The organism is Eubacterium sp. CAG:156 (genome assembly GCF_000434315.1).
Lineage (GTDB): Bacteria > Bacillota > Clostridia > Lachnospirales > Lachnospiraceae > Eubacterium_U > Eubacterium_U album.
Genome location: NZ_FR878177.1, coordinates 16,785 through 36,961, shown reverse-complemented (window position 1 = coordinate 36,961; position 20,177 = coordinate 16,785). Strand labels below are relative to the sequence as shown.

The 20,177-nt window shown below is 30.6% G+C and carries 16 protein-coding genes; 14 read left to right on the top strand and 2 right to left on the bottom strand.

Going from position 1 to position 20,177, the window contains the following annotated elements; all coding sequences use genetic code 11:
- Positions 1-323 precede the first annotated feature (323 nt).
- The 3 genes from ABMA45_RS08715 (at position 324) to ABMA45_RS08705 (ending at position 6,082) form a co-directional block, all read left to right on the top strand.
- A complete protein-coding gene (locus ABMA45_RS08715) occupies positions 324-617 on the top strand; it encodes a DUF6930 domain-containing protein (RefSeq protein ID WP_347996435.1) in 294 nt (97 codons plus the stop codon).
- Positions 618-825: 208 nt separating this feature from the next.
- Positions 826-3,438: a cation-translocating P-type ATPase gene (locus ABMA45_RS08710; protein ID WP_022089506.1), complete on the top strand. Its 2,613-nt coding sequence runs from the start codon at positions 826-828 to the stop codon at positions 3,436-3,438.
- A gap of 319 nt (positions 3,439-3,757) precedes the next feature.
- Positions 3,758-6,082 carry an amidase gene (locus tag ABMA45_RS08705; protein ID WP_022089505.1) on the top strand — a complete coding sequence of 775 codons (2,325 nt, stop codon included), beginning with the start codon at positions 3,758-3,760 and terminating at the stop codon, positions 6,080-6,082.
- Positions 6,083-6,369: 287 nt separating this feature from the next.
- On the opposite strand, the gene ABMA45_RS08700 is transcribed toward ABMA45_RS08705, so the two are convergent.
- Both ABMA45_RS08700 and ABMA45_RS08695 read right to left on the bottom strand, forming a co-directional pair.
- Entirely contained in the window at positions 6,370-7,701 is a 1,332-nt protein-coding gene (locus tag ABMA45_RS08700; RefSeq protein WP_022089504.1) for an MATE family efflux transporter, read from the bottom strand.
- Between the two features lie 10 nt (positions 7,702-7,711).
- A complete protein-coding gene (locus tag ABMA45_RS08695) occupies positions 7,712-8,161 on the bottom strand; it encodes a MarR family winged helix-turn-helix transcriptional regulator (RefSeq protein ID WP_022089503.1) in 450 nt (149 codons plus the stop codon).
- Positions 8,162-8,424: 263 nt separating this feature from the next.
- Here ABMA45_RS08695 and ABMA45_RS08690 point away from each other — a divergent pair, with 263 nt between their 5' ends.
- The 11 genes from ABMA45_RS08690 to ABMA45_RS08640 form a co-directional block, all read left to right on the top strand.
- The gene (locus tag ABMA45_RS08690) at positions 8,425-9,105 is read left to right on the top strand and encodes a hypothetical protein (RefSeq protein ID WP_022089502.1); all 681 of its coding nucleotides are present in this window, start codon (positions 8,425-8,427) and stop codon (positions 9,103-9,105) included.
- 305 nt (positions 9,106-9,410) lie between these two features.
- A complete protein-coding gene (locus ABMA45_RS08685) occupies positions 9,411-9,968 on the top strand; it encodes a GNAT family N-acetyltransferase (protein ID WP_022089501.1) in 558 nt (185 codons plus the stop codon).
- A 106-nt stretch (positions 9,969-10,074) separates the two neighbouring features.
- A complete protein-coding gene (locus ABMA45_RS08680; protein WP_022089500.1) occupies positions 10,075-11,445 on the top strand; it encodes an MATE family efflux transporter in 1,371 nt (456 codons plus the stop codon).
- 194 nt (positions 11,446-11,639) lie between these two features.
- A complete protein-coding gene (locus tag ABMA45_RS08675) occupies positions 11,640-12,884 on the top strand; it encodes a chloride channel protein (RefSeq protein ID WP_022089499.1) in 1,245 nt (414 codons plus the stop codon).
- Positions 12,885-13,244: 360 nt separating this feature from the next.
- A complete protein-coding gene (mgtE, locus tag ABMA45_RS08670; protein ID WP_022089498.1) occupies positions 13,245-14,639 on the top strand; it encodes a magnesium transporter in 1,395 nt (464 codons plus the stop codon).
- A 239-nt stretch (positions 14,640-14,878) separates the two neighbouring features.
- Positions 14,879-15,544 (top strand): YoaK family protein, encoded by a 666-nt coding sequence (locus tag ABMA45_RS08665; protein WP_022089497.1) that lies wholly within the window; start codon positions 14,879-14,881, stop codon positions 15,542-15,544.
- A 147-nt stretch (positions 15,545-15,691) separates the two neighbouring features.
- The gene (locus ABMA45_RS08660) at positions 15,692-15,964 is read left to right on the top strand and encodes an acylphosphatase (protein ID WP_022089496.1); all 273 of its coding nucleotides are present in this window, start codon (positions 15,692-15,694) and stop codon (positions 15,962-15,964) included.
- 331 nt (positions 15,965-16,295) lie between these two features.
- Positions 16,296-17,663: a sensor histidine kinase gene (locus ABMA45_RS08655; RefSeq protein ID WP_022089495.1), complete on the top strand. Its 1,368-nt coding sequence runs from the start codon at positions 16,296-16,298 to the stop codon at positions 17,661-17,663.
- A gap of 163 nt (positions 17,664-17,826) precedes the next feature.
- On the top strand, positions 17,827-18,561 hold the full coding sequence (locus tag ABMA45_RS08650; protein ID WP_022089494.1) for a LytR/AlgR family response regulator transcription factor: 735 nt from the start codon (positions 17,827-17,829) through the stop codon (positions 18,559-18,561).
- A gap of 230 nt (positions 18,562-18,791) precedes the next feature.
- Positions 18,792-19,199: a hypothetical protein gene (locus tag ABMA45_RS08645; RefSeq protein ID WP_022089493.1), complete on the top strand. Its 408-nt coding sequence runs from the start codon at positions 18,792-18,794 to the stop codon at positions 19,197-19,199.
- Between the two features lie 16 nt (positions 19,200-19,215).
- Positions 19,216-20,177, top strand: a 962-nt coding sequence (locus ABMA45_RS08640) for a M23 family metallopeptidase (protein ID WP_348030164.1), incomplete at its 3' end; no start/stop codon positions are given.

The window sequence follows — 20,177 nt, the reverse complement described above, 5'->3', positions numbered from 1 at the left end:
AACGCCTTTGATGAAGCCAGCCTTTTTTCATATGCTTGTTGTTAGTAGAGCATAGTTATATCGTACATTTGGTATCCCAAGTTGACAATTGGAAATAAGTAGTAAGAAAGTGTCGTCAAACTGTCGTCATTTTCTCACGCAAGTAGAAATAATGACAACATAAACAGCAACAATACACAATGGAAACAACGAAAATAAAACAAGATATACCAGACAATGATGAAATAATTCCGTGAAGGTGGTAGAACAGTAGGTTCAGGTAAGGTTGCTACTATTGTTATGGAATAGTTGTCTATGAAGGTTATGAGGGGGTAAATAGCTTTTTGATGCTTAACATGCAGGAGAGTCTGAATCTTTCGCCAAAATATGTTTTGATAGGTTTTATTTTTCGATTTGGAGCACCAAAAGAAATAAGGGTGTCAAATATAATTGTGGAAGCAGGAATTGAGCAGATATGCGATGTATGTGGAATTAAAATTCGCAGAATAAAAAGATTAAAAGGATTGGAAGAGTTCAAAGATAGTTATACAATAGAAAAATATTATTTTGAAAACAGAGAGCAAAAATTAGGCGAAACATATGGATATTTTCTGATTGACACATATACTAAATTATGATAAATTTTTTATAACAGAGAGGGAGTAGTTGCATGCAATGCATGTTCTGATTTTCGTCAGTACGTTCTATAAGAACCGGAGGTCAGATAACTATTTTTGATTTATAAGATTATCATTTGATAATTAATTAAATTTAAGTAAGTTAAACGAGACTTTTTGTGCAATGTTTATGCACAAAAGGTCTCTTTTTTATTATCAGGAGGTTGCTATGAAAGAAGTGTATCAAAAAACAAAAGAAGAATTATTTAATGAGTATGGAAATTCGAAGGGACTAAATGATGAAAAAGCAAGTGAATATCTTGAAAAGTATGGTGAAAACATATTAATCTCAAAAAAGAAAAAAAGTGTTGCAAGAGTGTTTTTAGAACAATTTGCGGATTTGCTTGTAATTATTCTTATTATAGCCGCCGTAGTGTCTATGATGACAGGAAATTCAGAAAGTACAGTTGTAATAATAGTAGTTATAGTTATGAATGCAATATTAGGGACTGTTCAGTATGTAAAAGCTGAGAAATCATTAGATTCTTTGAAAGAATTATCAGCACCTAAAACAAAAGTCCTTAGAAATGGAATAAAACAGGAATTAGAATCTAAGTATGTTGTTCCCGGGGATATTTTAATTTTAGAAACTGGAGATATGATTGTAGCCGATGGAAGAATAATTGAAAATTATTCATTGCAGGTAAATGAAAGCTCGCTTACGGGAGAGTCAACGAATGTTGATAAATTTGATAAAAATATTCAAAGTGAAGTATCATTAGCTGACAGATGCAATATGGTTTATTCAGGAAGTCTTGTTACTTATGGAAGGGCAAATGTTTTAGTAACTGCTACAGGAATGAATACTGAAATGGGAAAAATTGCTGATTTAATGAATATGACTCAGGACAAAAAGACTCCTTTGCAGATAAGCCTTGATAATTTTAGTAAAAAACTTGCATTAATAATTATGGGAATAAGTGTTGTTGTGTTTGGCCTTTCATTGTGGCAGGGAAATAAAATACTCGATTCACTTATGTTTGCAGTTGCATTAGCTGTAGCAGCAATTCCTGAGGCGTTAAGTTCAATAGTAACAATTGTTCAGGCTATGGGAACGAGAAAAATGGCAAAGGATAATGCAATTATAAAGGAATTAAAGGCAGTGGAAAGTTTAGGTTGCGTTTCTGTAATATGCTCGGATAAAACAGGAACACTAACACAGAATAAAATGACTGTACAGCAGATTTATATAGATGGCCAATGCATTATTCCCGAAGAATTGGATGTTAATAATCAGTTACACAGGTATTTGCTATATGATGCAATTTTAAATAATGATTCATCAATCCAGGGCGGAAATAATATTGGAGATCCTACAGAGACTTGTTTGCTTGAAATGGTTAAGAAAACAGATTTGCATAAAATGGGAATTTCAGATGAAGATATACGAATTTTGATGCCAAGATTAGAAGAAATTCCATTTGACTCAGAAAGAAAACTTATGAGTAGCAAATATGAAATTCATAAGGTACCAACGATTCTTACAAAAGGGGCAGTAGATGTTTTAATTGATAGAATCGAAAATATTTCGACAAGCAATGGAGTCAGAAAAATAACAAAAGAAGACAAAGAAAAGATTATAAAACAAAATCAAATTTTTTCGGAGAATGGACTTAGGGTTCTTGCATTTGTATATAAGGAATGTGAAGAGTGCCATTGCTTATCAACAAAAAGCGAGCATGGTTATACTTTTATAGGTTTAGTTTCAATGATAGACCCGCCGAGAGAAGAATCAATGGAGGCAGTAAAGAAAGCAAAAGAAGCAGGAATTAAGCCTATAATGATTACAGGTGACCATAAAGTAACAGCCACTGCCATAGCAAAATCTATAGGAATATATATAGAAGGAGATGTGGCACTTACAGGTAAAGAAGTTGATGAAATGACGGATGATGAGCTTGAAAATGTATTAGATAAGGTGTCTGTATATGCGAGAGTATCACCTGAAAACAAAATAAGAATAGTCGATGCATGGCAACACAAAGGAAATATAGTTGCAATGACAGGAGATGGTGTAAATGATGCGCCGGCTTTAAAGAAAGCGGATATAGGAATAGCTATGGGAATAACAGGAACAGAGGTTTCAAAAGACGCTGCTGATATGATTTTAGCAGATGATAATTTTGCAACTATTATTAAAGCAGTTTTAAATGGAAGGAATGTATATAGAAATATTTTGAACGCAATATTGTTTTTATTATCCGGAAATTTGGCAGCTATTTTAGTAGTACTTTATTGTTCATTAATGGCATTAGACGTTCCATTTAAACCGGTTCATTTGCTATTTATTAATTTGCTTACTGATTCTTTGCCGGCACTTGCAATTGGGATGGAGCCATCTGATAACTTATTATTAAAGAAGAAACCAAGAAATCCTAAGAAAGGCATTTTTACACGAAATATATCTATAAAGTTAATAGTTTACGGTATATTAATAGGAACTGTAACATTAAGTGCTTTTTATATAGGGGATAAGATTAATCCGCTTACTGCAAGTACAATGGCATTTGCAACATTAACACTTGCCAGATTATTTCATGGATTTAATTGTAGAAGTGAAAGTTCTATTTTTAAAATTGGAATTAAAAGTAATTTATGGAGTGTAGCAGCATTTGTTATCGGAACTTTAATGCTTGGATTTGTAATTTTTGTAAAATTTATGCATTCAATGTTTATGATTGCTCCGTTAACGGGTATTCAAATTATTGAAATAATTGCATTAGCATTTGTGCCAACCGTTATAATTCAGGTAGTCAAAGTAGTAGTTGAAAAAATAAATTAAAACAGTTATTTAATTTTTTGATATTTTAAATTTTGAAAGGGGATAGTTTATTTAGGAATGTGATAAGTAAATTTAGTAAAAAAAGTATGAAAAATTAGTGACAATTAAAAAATATGATGTTATAGTACCGCCTAACGAAATAAATGACAAACAAGGACGTTTGGATTTGCACATTGTGTAATGAAAAACGTCTTATTTTTTTCGTTATTAAATCATGAAAGAAACAAATATAAATGAAGTTTACTTTCAAATGTTTCCCATGATTAGCCGCTGAACAAAGTGATGCGACAATACATATTATACAAGGAGAAAAAAGCCTATGAGAAAAGAAATGTTAAAGAAAAGTATTGGAACAATTGTGATGACAATTGCTTTAGTAGGAACATCAATACCCGGCGTTACTGTTAGTCCTGTTAAAGTAAATGCAGATGTTGCAACTACAGTAAGTGCATCATCAAATGAAGTAGGAAAACTTGAAAGTATTTTCACTACAATTGATTTAATGGATGCTTCCATTAGTGAATTGGAAACGGCAATGGAAAAAGGAGAACTTACTGCAGAGCAATTAGTACAGATGTATATAGACAGAATAAATGCATACGATAAATCGCTTGATTTAAATTCTATTATTACAATTAATTCAAAAGCTTTGGACGAGGCAAAAGAATTAGATAAGGAAAGAGCGGCAGGAAAAATAAAAGGAAAACTTCATGGTATCCCAATTATTGTAAAAGATAATTACGATGTTGAAGGTATGCCGACAAGTGCAGGATGTAAGGCATTGAAAGATTCAATTGCACCTGATGACTCTTATGCGGTTAAAAAATTAAAAGAAGAAGGCGCAATTATATTAGCAAAGGCAAATATGTCTGAGTTTGCATCAAGTGGTTCAAATTCCCGTTCAACATTAGGAGGAGCTGTTCATAATGCATACGATACAGAAAGAACAGCAGCAGGTTCTTCAGGAGGTACAGCAGTTGCCATAACATCAAATTTTGCAACAGCAGGTTTAGGAACAGATACAGGTTCATCAATTAGACGTCCGTCATCATTCTCTAATTTGTATGGCTTAAGACCTTCAAAAGGATTAACATCAATTGATGGCGTTGTTCCGCTTAATGGAGATAGAGATGTAACAGGACCTATTTGTAGAAGCACAGAAGATTTGGCAACAATTATGACAGCAATTGCGGGAACAGATGCTAATGACAGTTATACAGTTGATGCAAATGCAGATTCATTAAAACCTGCAAACGGATATGAATCAGGACTTAAAGCAGATGGCTTAAAAGGAAAGAAAATAGGTTATTTGTCAAATTCATTTGGATATTATGTGGCAAATGATGATTCTGATGCGGGTGAAAGAACTACAGAATTAGACAGTAAAATTAGTGACATGGTTGAGAAAGCAAAGGAAAATTTGGAAGCAGGAGGCGCTGAATTAGTAGATATTTCACAGTATATTCCTGAATCACTTATTACTTCTCTTAGACAGGCAGCACCTTATGCAAATGTATTTGAATGGGATTTAGATACATACTTTGCATCGCTTGGACCTGCAGCACCTATTAAAACTGCATATGAATTAATCAATAATTATAAATATGGAGAAGATTATACTAATATAAGTATTAGAAATCCAATTGAAGATTTTTCGACAATGGCAAATCCAAGAACTACAGAAAACTGGCAGTCATGCTGGAATGGAATGGTTAATTTCAGAACAACAATTTCTAACATTTTGAAAGAGCAAGATATTGATGCAGTTGCATATGTATCACAGACAGATGTGGCAGATATTGAAACAACTTCTAACAACAAAAATAATGCAGCTTCATATATAAATTACTTTGGACCTGTAGCAGGATTACCTGATATGATGATTCCAATGGGATTTGCTAAAACTGACCCGGATAATGGATATGAAACAGAAATGCCACTTGGTATGTCATTATTTACAAGTTATGGAAATGAAGAAAAGCTTATTGAAATTGCATATTCTTATGAACAGACAGCAGGAGAGAGCATAAGAAAACAGCCATCTACAGTTCCTGCATTAGAGGATAAGAACGTTGATAAATTCTTAGATGAATTAATTGATAAAACTGATAGCATTGATTTTAGCGAGTACACAGTTTATCCAAATGGTAAGATAAATGTATTGTTAAATAAATATGCAGAGGCTACAGAAGTTGACAGAAGCGATGTATATGAAACATATGAAGCTACATATGATTTGGCAAAGGCTTACGATTCATTAATGAATAAATTACTTGCAAATAAAAAAGTAACAACACCTGTAACAGACAAAACACCTACAGCAAATACATCTACTGTAACAACACCTACAACAGAAACTGTAAGTGCACCGGCAAAAGCAAAGATTTCAAAGATTAAAAAAGCAAAGAAGTCTATGAAGATTGCCATTAGAAAACAGGCCGGTGTCAAAGGATATCAGATTAAATATTCAACATCAAAGAAATTTGTGGCTAAGAAAACAAAGACAGTAACTACATCAAAAGCTACAGTGACAGTTAAGAAAATAAATGTTAAAAAGACATACTATGTTAAAGTAAGAGCTTATAAACTTATTGATGGCAAAGTAACATACGGTGCTTATTCAAAAGTAAAGAAAGTAAGTTAATAAATGATTACAAATAAATAGTTTTAATAAAATGTAATTAGTTATTAAAAATAAAATATTATGTAAAAGATATAATTACAAATTAATAAAAATACGGATATTCAGGTTTCAATTGATATGTGTAAAAATTTAGAACACATATCATAAACTTAGACTATCCGTATTTTTATATATGACTATATTGTGAAAATTTAGGATTTACAATTATAAACTTAGAATATTTTTTGCCAACATAGAACATTGTATAAGGGTTTGGCCAGAAGAAAACTTTGATGTGTAAAAAATATTTAAATATAATGGTAAACTTTTCTTTTTCTAATTAAACATGTAACAGTTACGCATAATGTTAATAATTCTGCAATTGCTACTGAAATCCATATACCATTTATTCCCAAAATCATAGGAAGAATAAGTACTACAGATAATTGGAATACAAGCGTTCTTAAAAACGAAATTGCAGCAGATATTAAACCGTTATTTAAAGCAGTAAAGAATGATGAACCAAATATATTAAAGCCATTAATTAAAAAAGCAAAGCAAAATATTTGGAAACCATGTTTAGTTATGAGAAAAAGGTCAGCGTTATAACCGACAAACAATTTGGCAAGAGGTCCTGCAATTAATTGTGCGATTACAAATAACATAATACCCCATGAGCCAATAAGACTAATGCTTTTCTTAAATAAATTCTTTAGTTCATTATCATTTTTAGCTCCATAGTGAAAACTTATTATAGGAGCACTTCCAATAGAATAGCCTAGGAATATTGCAATAAATATAAAATTAACATACATAATGGTTCCATATGCTGCAACACCGTTTTCCCCGGCAAATTTCATCAACTGATAATTGTAGATTGAATTAACGATTGAGCTTGATAAATTTGTCATTAACTCAGAAGAACCATTTGTGCAGGTCTTAATCAATATTTTTAAATTAAAATGTGTTTTTCCTAATTTTAATTTACTGCTGTTGTTTCTTGAAAAATAAAAAATAGGGATAAGTCCACCGATGCATTCACCACAAACAGTAGCAAGAGCAGCACCTGCGAGACCAAAATTAAGAACAGCAATAAATAAAAAGTCAAGAATCATATTTGTTACACCCGCAGCTATAATAACAAATAAACCTAACTTTGGTTTCTCAGCAGTAACGAAAAAACTTTGAAAAACATTTTGCAACATAAAAAACGTTAATGATGCAAAACTGATTCTTGCATATAAAACACAATTATTAAGTAATTCACCTTCGGCACCAAGTGCGGTTACAAGAGGTTTAACGAAAAAGAAACCTGAAAGTGAGAATAGTAAACCACCAATTAATGTAGCGTAAACGAGAAATGAAAAGTATTCATTTGCCTTTTCGGGTTCATTTTCACCAAGAGTTTTTGCAACAATGGCGCTACCTCCGGTACCTATCATAAAACCAATGGCACTAAGTCCCATTAAAAGAGGCATAACAAGATTAATTGCTGCAAAAGCAGTTCGCCCAACAAAATTTGAAACAAATAAACCATCTACAACACCATAAATGGATGTAAAAATCATCATTATTATTGATGGTAGAACAAATTTTAATAATTTATTTAATGTAAAATGATCTGATAATTGTATTTGCATTATAATCTCCTTATAGTTTTGACAATTCTTTTCTTAAAGCAGAATTGTATTTTCGGTATAATTTAAGCATTAATTCACATTCCTCATTTTTAAGAGAAGAAAAAGCGTTGTTTTCCATTTCTATGACGGGATATATTTTTTCAGAAACAAATTGCTTCCCGGTTTCAGTTAAATAAATATACATTCCACGACCTTTTCCGGGTGTTAATGTAAGATAGCCCTGTTGTTCAAGTTTTCTGATTGATGAATTAACAGTTTGCTTAGGAAGACATGAAGAACGGCAAATATCGCGCTGCATACAACCGTCGCCGGCTTCGCAAAGATAATAAAATATATCAAAAATGCTGTCTGACATATTAAGCTTAATTGCTAAATCATGATAAATATCATTAAAATCTTTATAGATATGATTAAATTCGATGAGTGCAGGACTCATATTTGGATAATTATCTGTTTTCATTATTTACCATCCTCTTCTTTAAACTTAAGTCTGATTTCGTACTCGTAGAAGTATAGTCCGATTACGGACTCGTGTCAAGAGGAAAATTTAAGAAGGAGTTTAGCAATTGAAATTAATGAAAGTGTGTTATAATGAGCATAAAAAGGTATAAGTATTGGATAATTGTTAGAACTTTGTTGATTGAAGAGATGACGAATAAAAACAAGGAGTTTATTACAAATAAAAGTAATGCTTGTAATTATGAATATATGGTGGAGGATAAAATGGTAATAGAATATTTACCTATCTTAGAACAAAAAGACAATAAAATATTAACAATAGGAAAAATAGATAGAACAAAGGCACACACAAATCCGCCTCTTTTACATGCTACTTCAATTATTGTAGCTGTACTTCCTGATGGGAAAATTATTTTAACTGATAAAACAGAAAAACAAATAAAAAAAGGAAGGAATGTCAAAAAGAATAGTCATATATATGATACTTTCGGAGGCCATATGACATATGAAAGTGTTCCAAAAGATGAATTTGACACAGGATTAAGTATAGATACTTATAGAAAATGTGCCTATAAAGAATTATCAGAAGAACTTTTAAGATTAGATAAAGATGGTAAAAGAAAAAAGTTTATACCTAAAATAGAGAGGTTTAAATTTATAGGATTATATGGAATTGAAAATGACCATAACAAAGAAATTTCAGGAGTATTTGCATATTTTTTAGAGGACTATGGTCCGTATGCATCTGAAGATACATTAATAACGAATGGAGAAGAAGAAAATATCATACAACCGATATGTGTAGTTGATTGGGAGAAACTAAACGCAATGTATACTAAAGGAAAAGAAAGAAATATATTCATTTCTGATGGAATAGGAAGAGTATTAGAAAAAGATAATGGAGAGATTTTGAAAAAAAGTATTTATGATAATTTGAAAATTTAATTATAAGTGAAATCGTGACATAATTAAAGAAAGAACGATCTCGCTGCTTGCCACTCGCAACAGTCCTGAATTTTCAAAGATATTTTACTATTATAAGTTCCACTTCTAAAGTAAAATATCTTTGGAAATTTGGACCGGCGGTGACAAATGCACTTTCTTTAATTATGTCACGGTTTTACAAAAATAAATATAGTTAGTAATTTTAGGAGAAAACAAAATGAACGAAGTTCATTTTATATAAATGTTTCCGACGAATAGCCGCCGACCGAAGGGCGTGGGCAATACATATTTTACAGGAGAATAAAATGATTAGAACAGTAAGATTAGATGATGCAGAAGAATTATTAAGAATATATTCATATTATATAGAAAATACAGCAATTACATTTGAATATAATGTACCAACGGTAGATGAATTTAGAAAAAGAATAGAAACAATAACAGAAAAATACCCATATTTTGTATATGAAGAAAATGGAAAAATAATCGGATATGCATATGCAAATACATTTAAAGATAGAGCAGCTTATGACTGGGCGGTTGAGATGACAATATATATGGATAAAGATTCAAGACATAAGGGGAGTGGCAAAAAATTATATGAAACGCTTGAAAAGGCACTTAAAAAGCAAAATATTACTAATTTATATGCATGTATCGGATATCCTGAAGTTGAAGATGAATATCTTACTAAAAACAGTGTAAGCTATCATGAACATTTAGGATATAGATTTGTTGGAGAGTTTAAAAAATGTGGTTATAAGTTTAACAGATGGTATAATATGGTTTGGATGGAAAAAATAATCGGAGAGCATAAAGAAAATGCAAAGCCGGTATTAATATTTAAAGAAATTGAAAAATAAATTTAGGTTAAAAGTAATTAAGTTTTTATGTATTGATTAATGCTAATTATTTTAGAACTAAATAGTATTACACATTAAAATTTGAAGAAAACAGGAATTTTATTTTATGAAACGAATAGATTTTGAAAACGGAAAAATAACAAGTAATATTTTAAATGCTGCCATTCCAATGCTGATTGCACAAATCTTAAGTCTTTTGTACAACATTGTTGATAGAATTTATATTTCAAGAATTCCTAAAATAGGAACAACTGCTTTAGGAGCAGTAGGATTGTGTTTTCCGATAATTATAATAATAACAGCTTTCAGTAATTTGTTTGGAAGTGGTGGAGCACCAATTTTCTCTATTAAAAGAGGAATGAAAGAAAATGAAAAAGCTGCAATTATAATGAATACTTCTTTTTCCATGCTTTGTTTTGGTGGAATAATTTTAATGGCTGTTGGAATTTTATTTGCAAAGCCAATTTTATATTTATTTGGTGCTTCAGACAGTGCAATTGTATATGCGTATTCATACATGATAATTTATATGATAGGAACGATTCCATCTATGCTTTCAACAGGAATGAATCCTTTCATAAATGCTCAAGGATATGCTACTACAGGAATGATATCAGTTGCTATTGGAGCAATTGCGAATATAGTGCTTGACCCAATATTTATATTTGTATTTGACATGGGCATTGAAGGTGCGGCAATTGCAACGGTTATTTCACAGTGTATGTCTGCAATATTTGTACTTTATATTTTGAGAAAAAGAACAGAATATAAAATAAGGTTTGTTAGAAAGAATGAATTTAAAAAATGTGTTTATTTTGCAAAGAATATTGTAAGTCTTGGAACGGCAGGCTTTATTATGCAACTTACAAATAGTCTTGTTTCAATTTGCTGTAATAATGTTTTATCTGTTACAGGTGGAGATGTATATGTGTCAGTAATGACAATTATATCAAGTGCAAGACAAATGATTGAAACGCCTATTTATGCAATAAATGAGGGCGCGTCGCCAATATTAAGTTTTAATTATGGTGCCGGGAAGGCAGACAATGTAAAGAAATCAATTAAAGTAATGATGTGCTTAGTACTTATCTATACAGCTGTTATGTGGGGAATTATTATAACAAAACCAGAATTTATAATAGGTATATTTAGTTCTGATAAAACATTATTTAAAGATGCAGTGCCTGCACTTAAAATATATTTTGCTGCATTCATATTTATGGATTTACAGTACATAGGACAGACAGTGTTTAAATCATTAAACAAAAAGAAACAGGCAATATTTTTCTCTTTGCTAAGAAAGGTAATTATTGTAGCTCCGCTTACATATACACTTCCTTATGTATTTAATATGGGAACAGATGGTGTGTTTATGGCAGAACCAATATCAAATGTAATAGGTGGAAGTATGTGTTTTATTACAATGCTTGCAACAGTAATGCCTGAATTGAAAAGAATGAAGAATAATAGAATTTAATTAATATAAGAATAAATATTCAATAAAGCATAGCTCAGGCAGGATTAACATATGATAAAGATGAAATACCTGAAAATCTTGCATTTGAAAAGGTAAACAAGGAACAGATTTTAATGTGTTTTGATGCGTATGAATCAAAACATTGAGAGACAAAATTTGACTAAAAAAATTTGCAAATTAAGGAGCAAAGAAAAATGAAATCCGAAAATAAAATTGGCATAAAGAAAGATAAAAACGACGTCGGAATAAAAACATTACTGGTATTTAAGTACATAATAATGGCTATAATTGTAGGGATAGTTGTAGGAATAATTGATACAATTTTTGGAAGAGGATTGATAGAGATATCTGATTTTAGAAATAAAAATTATAAGTTTTTACTTCCTTTTTTACCAATTGCCGGATTATTTATTACATGGATGTATCATAAGTTTAATGAACTTAGTTTAAAAGGAATGACCCTTGTGTTTGAAACAAGGCAGCAAAAGAGAAATTCTATTCCGTTAGCACTTGTACCACTTGTAATGGTTGGAACATGGATAACACATTTGTTTGGCGGAAGTGCCGGAAGAGAAGGTGTGGCAGTACAGATAGGAGCAACATTATCACATGCTTTTGGAAAAAAATTAAAAATGCCTGATAATAGTAAAGTAATGCTTATAACAGGTATGGCAGCAGGATTTGGTGGACTTTTTCAGACACCACTTACAGCTATATTTTTTGCGATGGAAGTAATAGTTACAGGCTATATGGATTACGAAGCTATGCTTCCTGCAATGATAGGGGCATTTGTCGCTTATTTCACATCGCATACTTTAGGACTTGAAAAGTTTGAAGTCAATTTAAATCAGACAATAAATATGACGGATGCAAAAAATGGAATTGCTATAATTGTTTTAGGAATTGCATTTGGTATTGTAGGAAGACTTTTTTCTGTATTATTACAGAAATCAAAGATATTTATGAGTGAAAAAATAGCAAATCCATACATGCGAATCGGTATAATTTCTATTCCACTTGCAATATGCCTTCTATTTATTTTTTCAGGAAGATATACAGGACTTGGTACAAATCTTATATCAGAGGCATTAGGTGGAAATGAAGTATATTATTATGATTGGATTTTAAAATTGCTATTTACAATTGTAACCTTAGCAATAGGATTTCAGGGCGGGGAAGTAACACCGCTGTTTTCAATAGGAGCAACATTAGGAGTGGCTTTAGGCAGCTTATTTGGAATATCTCCTATAGTGTGTGGTGCGCTTGGTTATGCAGCGGTATTTGGAAGTGCGACAAATACTTTAATTGCACCAATAATGATAGGAATAGAAGTATTTGGAGGAACAAATATGTTACCGTTTGTTATCGTGTGTGCAGTTGCGTACATAGTTAATGGAAATGCTTCGATTTATTCTGCCCAGCAGAAATCAGTAATGTAAAATGTAAATTATTATCATAAAAAGAATGTGTTAAATTTATGTAAATATTTATTTGAAAGTTGAATTTATCAGAATCCGGTGTTAGAATATCGGAGAAAAAGAAAGTAAACGGAGGTGAGTTTCATGGATAGTTGCGATAGTACAGGGCGAAGTCATATATGCAGTGATGAGCAATGGTATATAAATATGTGGCTGTCTATGAGACTTATTTAGCTACATAATATAAATATACGCCTTTAATAACACTGCATCAGATTTAAGCCTTTATGTCACAGCAATGTAACTAAACGGTCTACTTAAGAGAAATCTGAAGTAGTGTTTTTTTTATGCTTAAATTAAGCAGATAAAAAGGAGGCTGAAATGGAAAAAACAGTTGTAAAGAATAATTATGTAGAAGAACTTGTTAAATTAATAAGAAGTGATTTAGATAAAGAAGAATTACTTGAACAAATATCTAATTATCATGAAAATGATATCGCAGATGCACTCGAAAAATTATCAAAAGACGAAAGAAAAAAATTATATCCGATTTTAGGTGCAAAAAGAATTTCTGAAATATTTAGCTATTTAGAAGAAAACACCAGACAATATTTTGATGAATTATCAGTAGAAAGCGCAGCGAAAGTAATTTCTCTTATGGATTCTGATGATGCTGTAGATGTACTTGAGCATTTAGAGGATTCAAAGAGAAAAGAGATTGTAAAAAAGTTAGATGGAGATGCAGTTGCTGATGTAAGAATGATTTTATCATTTGATGATAGCGAAATCGGTAGTTGTATGACAACTAATTTTGTATGTATAAGCAATAATCTCACAATCCGTCAGGCAATGAGCGAATTGGTAAAACAGGCAGGAGAGAATGATAACATTACAACAATATATGTGATGGATGAAAATAAAAAATTTTTTGGAGCAATAGATTTAAAGGATTTAATTATTGCCAGAGAATATGCGAAGTTAGACGATTTGATCAGTCATTCGTATCCGTTTGTATATGGGCATGAAAAAATTGAAGATTGTATAGACAGCATAGTTGAATATGCAGAAGATTCAATTCCGGTTTTATCGGCAGACAGAGTTATAATTGGTGTTATTACATCTGAAGATATTGTTGAAATGGTAGATGACGAGATGGGAGATGATTATGCTAAGTTAGCCGGTTTGACAGAAGAGGATGACTTGCAGGAAAGTGTAATTAAAAGTACAAAAAAGAGACTTCCATGGCTTATAGCTTTGCTTTTCCTCGGAATGGCAGTATCTTCAGTTGTTGGAATGTTTGAATCTGTTGTAGCAATACTTCCAATAGTAATATGTTTTCAGTCTTTGGTATTAGATATGGCGGGAAATGTAGGAACTCAGTCGCTTGCAGTTACAATTCGTGTTTTAATGGATGAAAATCTTACAGGAAAACAGAAGATAGGACTTCTTGGAAAAGAGATGAAAATAGGATTGTTAAATGGAGCACTATTAGCAATAATGGCACTTACATTTCTTGGAGTATACATACATTTATTTAAGAACTATGGATGGTTAAATTCATTTATGATTTCAGGATGCGTAGGAGCTTCTTTAATTGTTGCAATGGTTATTTCAAGTATGGTAGGAACGGTTATACCAATGTTTTTCCACAAAATAAAAATTGACCCGGCAGTAGCTTCAGGACCTTTAATTACTACGGTAAATGATTTAGTAGCTGTATTAACATATTATGGCCTTTCAATGATATTTTTAATTGATATTTTCAAAATAGTATAAGCATATGGCTTGACGTATGCTTATAAGATATCTATAATCGTGTTTGGTAAAAATATTTACAGCATCATATGAATATAGAATATATGTGGAAATAAATAATTAGCCGCAAAAAGGTAGGGACAATACTACAATTATAGGAGGAAACAAAATGAACGAAGTTCATTTTATATAAATGTTTCCGACGAATAGCCGCTGACCGAAGGGAGGGGCAATACATATTACAGGAGAGAGTGATTAAAATGAACAAGACTAAGCAAATGTCAGAAACAATCAGGCTTGGAATGATTCTTGCTGTGACAGGTGGATTTATGGATGCATACTCATACATAGAAAGAGATCAGGTATTTGCTAATGCACAGACAGGAAATATGTTGTTATTTGGTGTAAATTTATCTGAGGGAAATTTTTCAGTGGCAATGAGATATTTTCTTCCTGTATTAGCATTTGCATTAGGAATAGCGTTAGCCGAGATTGTGCATAAAAAAGATTTGAATTTACTTCATTGGAGACAGGCAGCAGTTTTGGTAGAAGCACTTATATTAATTGGAGTAGCATTCTTTCCACAAAATATGAATCTGCTTGCAAATTCATTAACATCATTTGCATGTGGAATACAGGTCGAGAGCTTTAGAAAAATAAGAGGAAACGGAATTGCCACAACAATGTGCATTGGAAATATGAGAAGTGGAACTCAGAATTTATGTAATTATTTACAGGATAGAGATATTGAGAATTTAAAGAAAGCTTTATTATATTATGGAATTATTATTTGCTTTATTTGTGGAGCTATAGTAGGAAATCTCTTTATAAAAATATTTGCAGAGAAAGCAATATTATGTTGCTCAGCACTTTTATTTTTTGCATTTACACTAATGTTTATAGATTACGAAAGAGAAAAAGAATAATAAAAAATATTATAATAAATAAGCTGTCTATTTACAGGTTTGATTGGTAAGTAGGCAGCTTTTAGTTTATAATTAATAAAGAAAATAATTATAGTGGATTACAATTTAAGTTAAATATAGTTAAAAGTAATATGAGGTGTAATATTTATGAACGTTAAAATTAGAAAACATATATTTTTTTATGGTAGAGTTCAGGGAGTTGGATTTAGATATTATTCAGTTTATAAGGCAAGACAATTAGGACTTACAGGATGGGTGAGAAATTTGTATGATGGCTCAGTAGAAATGGAAGTTCAGGGAGATGAAAGAAGTATAGATGAACTGATAATGTTTTTAGAAAATCAGAGATTTATTCTAATAGAAAGAATGGATGCTAAGTCAATTAAATTAGAAGATGATTATGATTTTTATGAGAGATAAAAAGACAGACGTTTATGCTAATAGTAAAAAAGTGATATAAAAATGAAAATTTGTAATATGGTGTTGTTGTTGAAGAAGGAACACCTGAAAAATTAGATGCAAATGGTGGAATATATCATCATATGGTAGAAACACAGATGGAAAGTATGGAATGGAAATTGTAGGATTGAAAAATTTATAGATAAAAATAATAAGGTTCTCTTTAGTGTAAATCAAATTTATATAAACTAAAGAGAATCTTTTTGTTTATATAGGTACTGATTATTTATTGAAAGTATGATAAAATCAATAAGTACTATTTATTTGGGATGTTTTACAAGAGGAGAAGAGTATGTTATTAAATGAAAGCAACATAAATGTTGTACTTTTTAATAGTGCGATATATGAAATATTTGTGATAGCTGTAATGTATATATTTATTTCAAATATTCTTGAATTAAATAAAATACAAAAGAGAGTCTTTTTGGCAATATTCTTTGCCAGTATGTTTCCATTAAATATGTTTAGAGTTATAGTGCAGTATTACTATGAAGAATTAACAAATAAAACAATAGTAATCCTTTTGATAATGTTTGCAACTACGGTTATATACATATCAGCTTTGAAAATAATTACCACTTTAGATTATTTACATATTTTTATTGCGGATATGGGAGCACAAATAATTGCCGGAACATTTGTAGGAGGTATGTTTATATTATCTTCAAAAATCGTTAAAAGACCATGGGAAATGTTGGTGCAATTAAAGATGTCTATACAAAATGTAATTATTTTCTTAAGTATTAATCTGATTACACTTTTTATTTGTTTAATCCTAAAAAAGTTGATAGTAAAATATACCAAAAATTTTTGCAAAGAAAAGCTAAAATATAAATGGTTGCTATGGGGTATAGTTATAATATTTAACGTAGGGGGATTTATAGCTACAACGGCTGGGGAGTTGCCTAAAAGAAATGTTATGATAACATCAATAGGATTAATAATATGTTTTATATTTATAATGTATGAAATATCATGGCTTGTTCGACTGAGAAAGGAAAAACAAATAAAGGAAGAAAATAAAATATTAAATATAGAAAATGCTGTTATGAAGGAATATTACAATACATTAAAATATCAAATTGAAATGACAAGAAAATTTCGTCATGACATAGAAAAGCATATGAATGTGATAAATGATATGATTACACAGGATGGGGATAATGCAGAAATTGAAAATATTGCATATAAGGTTAATTTTGATTATGGATATTTAAAAAACGAATATTTTTGCGACAATCCAATATTAAATTCAATACTGATAAATAGGAATAATGAATGTAAGAAATGGAATATTAGGTTAGATATTGATGCAGAAAAATTCAATAACGATAAAATTAAAGAAATTGACTTAATAGCTTTAATATCGAATTTATTTGACAATGCTATTGAAGAATGTAAATCAATTGCAAAGGAAAATTCAGATACACAAATAAAGTTCAAGATGAAAAATGAATCTAATAATATATTAATAACTATAGACAATTCAACGACTAAAAAGGAAATACTAGAGAAAGGAGTAACAACTAAGTCGGATAAATATGCTCATGGAGTAGGTTTAGAAATTGTTGAAGAAATCACTAAAAGATATAATGGAAAAATGGAAAGAAAGATTCAGGACAATATATATGAAACTCATATTATATTAAAAACTGAATAATAGAATTATAATCGAATACAAAGAAAAATATTTTTTCTTTAAAAATAAAAAGAGACAAAATCGACATAAATCGACAAGAAATCGACATAACTTGCAGTGAATATTGTTGAATAAATGATAAAATATTAAGAGTGGATATACTAAAAGAAGCGGTGAGGAATTTATGAACAAAAATATTGTAATATTAGATGATTGCCAAAGCGAGGCAGAAAAAACAAGATTCATATTATGTAGATTTTTTAGAGATATAGTTAATAGTACAAGTTGGAATATGGTTATTTATACTGATGGAAAAAAATTAATAAATGATATAGAAAAGAGTGAAATTGAACCTACAATGATTTTTTGCGATGTAGACATGGAAACAGAAGAGTATAACGGAATAGATATTGCAAAGAAAATCAATGCTCTTGCACCACAAAGTCATATTGTTTATTTAACGAATTATCTTGAATATGCACCCGATATATTTCAAACAGAGCATTTGTATTTCGTTTTAAAGTCAGAACTTGAAAAAAGGCTTCCTGAAATTTATATCAAAATGATTAATAAAACGAAAGAACACCAGAAAACTCTTAGAATTGAAGGAAAGAGAAATAAGTTTATTGCAATAAAATATCTAGATATAGTTTACATAGAAAGAAAGGGAAGAACCACTTTTATTCATGGAAAAGAAGAGGAGTGGGAGACATATTTGCCACTTAATAAATTAGAAGAACTAATAGAAGATAGCAGCATAATAAGATGCCATAATAGTTTTATGGTTTCGATGAATTACATAAAGAAATATATCAGGGAATTATGCACTATGGTTAATGATGAAAAGATTCCAATAAGCAGAAAATATCAGCCGATTTTTAAAGAAGCTTTTGTAAAATGGAGCAAGGAACAGATATAAAAATATTTATAAATAATTTAAAGGCAGAGAACATTTGTAAGTTAATAATGACTTATAAATGTTCTTTTTTTATTTGGAATAAAAATGTGCAAAAATCGACACGAAAACGACATAAATAGCAAAAATGGATGTGGGTGGAAATGGTAAAATATTAATAAGAATTATGTAAATGTTGGGTGGGATATCAAAGGAAGAAATTTAATAATTAACGTGTTGAGAAAGGAGAAAATATGAAAAGAAAAAATGTAGGTAAAGTGTTAATTCTAGTTATGATTTTGGGAATGCTTTGGTATACAGGTAACAGTAATTGTGTTAACGCGAAAGTTAAGAGTGTATACAGTTCTAATGACAATGTAACAATGAAAGGCAAATTAAAGAAGGTTAAGTATTATTATGGAGGTGAATATCAGATTAATTATGTTTTATATGTTAAGCCTAAATTTGTTGTTGAGCATTCATATATGTACGATGATGCACCTATTCAAAGTAGAATATGTGTATATATAGATAAAAAACAATGGAAAAAATATAAAAATAAAAAAGTTAAAATAAAAGGAACTATGACGGAGAATTCAGCGTATTACTGTACACCATTTGGAATATATGACATAGATAGCATAAAGAAAATTGAAAAATAGAAAAGAGGCGATTTAGTTGAAAAAATATAAAATAGTACGGAAAATAATGGTAATTATACTCACTTTTGTAATGATTTTAACAAGTATGCCTGCGTATCAACAACAAGTTAAGGCATCAACGACTTTATTATGGCCGGTCGAAGGTCATACAAGCTTAAGTAGAGGAGTGACTAGCTGGCATGATGCTATCGATATCAATGACAGTAATATATATGGTGCCACAATTAAATCTGCAATTGATGGTACTGTTGAGTACAAGTTCACTGATAGCCATAATTTAGGAGAATATGGAAAATGCAATAATTGTCATGAATTTGGTACAGGTGTTGTTATAAAAGGTGTTGATGGTAGACACTATTCATATGCGCATATGATATATGGTAGCATTCCGGCAAATGTATATCCAGGTGCATATGTAAAAATGGGACAGGAATTAGGAAAGGTTGGAATGACGGGAGCAGCTACAGGCCCTCACTTACATTTTAAAATAACTAATTCATGGAGTTGGTGGAAGTCAGCAGCAGCAGTTAATCCAATGAATGAAAGTTACATTTATAATATTAATGTAACACCGCAGGCTCCAACAAATATTAGAATAAATAAATCTGATTTAGGAATAGGTGATGCACTTACAGCAAGTTGGAATGCATCTTCCGGAGCAACAAGGTATGATGTTAAGTTAATTTGTACTACTAATAGTGCATATAATCAATCAACAAGTATTAGTGGAACAAGTGTGTCATTTTCTATTAGAAATGCAGGCACATATAAAGTAACAGTAAGTGCGTCAAATTCAGCAGGAACAAGTGGAAGTAACAGTTCGGCTAATTGCATTGCTCATGACAATGTTTTGGTTCAATATGTAGATTGGGAAAATCAAACTATTGGCAATCCACAAAGTGTTAAATGGGGAGGAAATGCATCTACACCTGTTCCACCGGAGAGAGAAGGATATACATTCCAAAATTGGAGTTCAGA

Coding starts and splice junctions, on each gene's coding strand:
- ABMA45_RS08710 (WP_022089506.1), top strand. CDS start 826: ATGAAAGAAGTGTATCAAAAAACAAAAGAAGAATTATTTAATGAGTAT.
- ABMA45_RS08705 (WP_022089505.1), top strand. CDS start 3,758: ATGAGAAAAGAAATGTTAAAGAAAAGTATTGGAACAATTGTGATGACA.
- ABMA45_RS08700 (WP_022089504.1), bottom strand. CDS start 7,701: ATGCAAATACAATTATCAGATCATTTTACATTAAATAAATTATTAAAA.
- ABMA45_RS08695 (WP_022089503.1), bottom strand. CDS start 8,161: ATGAAAACAGATAATTATCCAAATATGAGTCCTGCACTCATCGAATTT.
- ABMA45_RS08690 (WP_022089502.1), top strand. CDS start 8,425: ATGGTAATAGAATATTTACCTATCTTAGAACAAAAAGACAATAAAATA.
- ABMA45_RS08685 (WP_022089501.1), top strand. CDS start 9,411: ATGATTAGAACAGTAAGATTAGATGATGCAGAAGAATTATTAAGAATA.
- ABMA45_RS08680 (WP_022089500.1), top strand. CDS start 10,075: ATGAAACGAATAGATTTTGAAAACGGAAAAATAACAAGTAATATTTTA.
- ABMA45_RS08675 (WP_022089499.1), top strand. CDS start 11,640: ATGAAATCCGAAAATAAAATTGGCATAAAGAAAGATAAAAACGACGTC.
- mgtE (WP_022089498.1), top strand. CDS start 13,245: ATGGAAAAAACAGTTGTAAAGAATAATTATGTAGAAGAACTTGTTAAA.
- ABMA45_RS08665 (WP_022089497.1), top strand. CDS start 14,879: ATGAACAAGACTAAGCAAATGTCAGAAACAATCAGGCTTGGAATGATT.
- ABMA45_RS08660 (WP_022089496.1), top strand. CDS start 15,692: ATGAACGTTAAAATTAGAAAACATATATTTTTTTATGGTAGAGTTCAG.
- ABMA45_RS08655 (WP_022089495.1), top strand. CDS start 16,296: ATGTTATTAAATGAAAGCAACATAAATGTTGTACTTTTTAATAGTGCG.
- ABMA45_RS08650 (WP_022089494.1), top strand. CDS start 17,827: ATGAACAAAAATATTGTAATATTAGATGATTGCCAAAGCGAGGCAGAA.
- ABMA45_RS08645 (WP_022089493.1), top strand. CDS start 18,792: ATGAAAAGAAAAAATGTAGGTAAAGTGTTAATTCTAGTTATGATTTTG.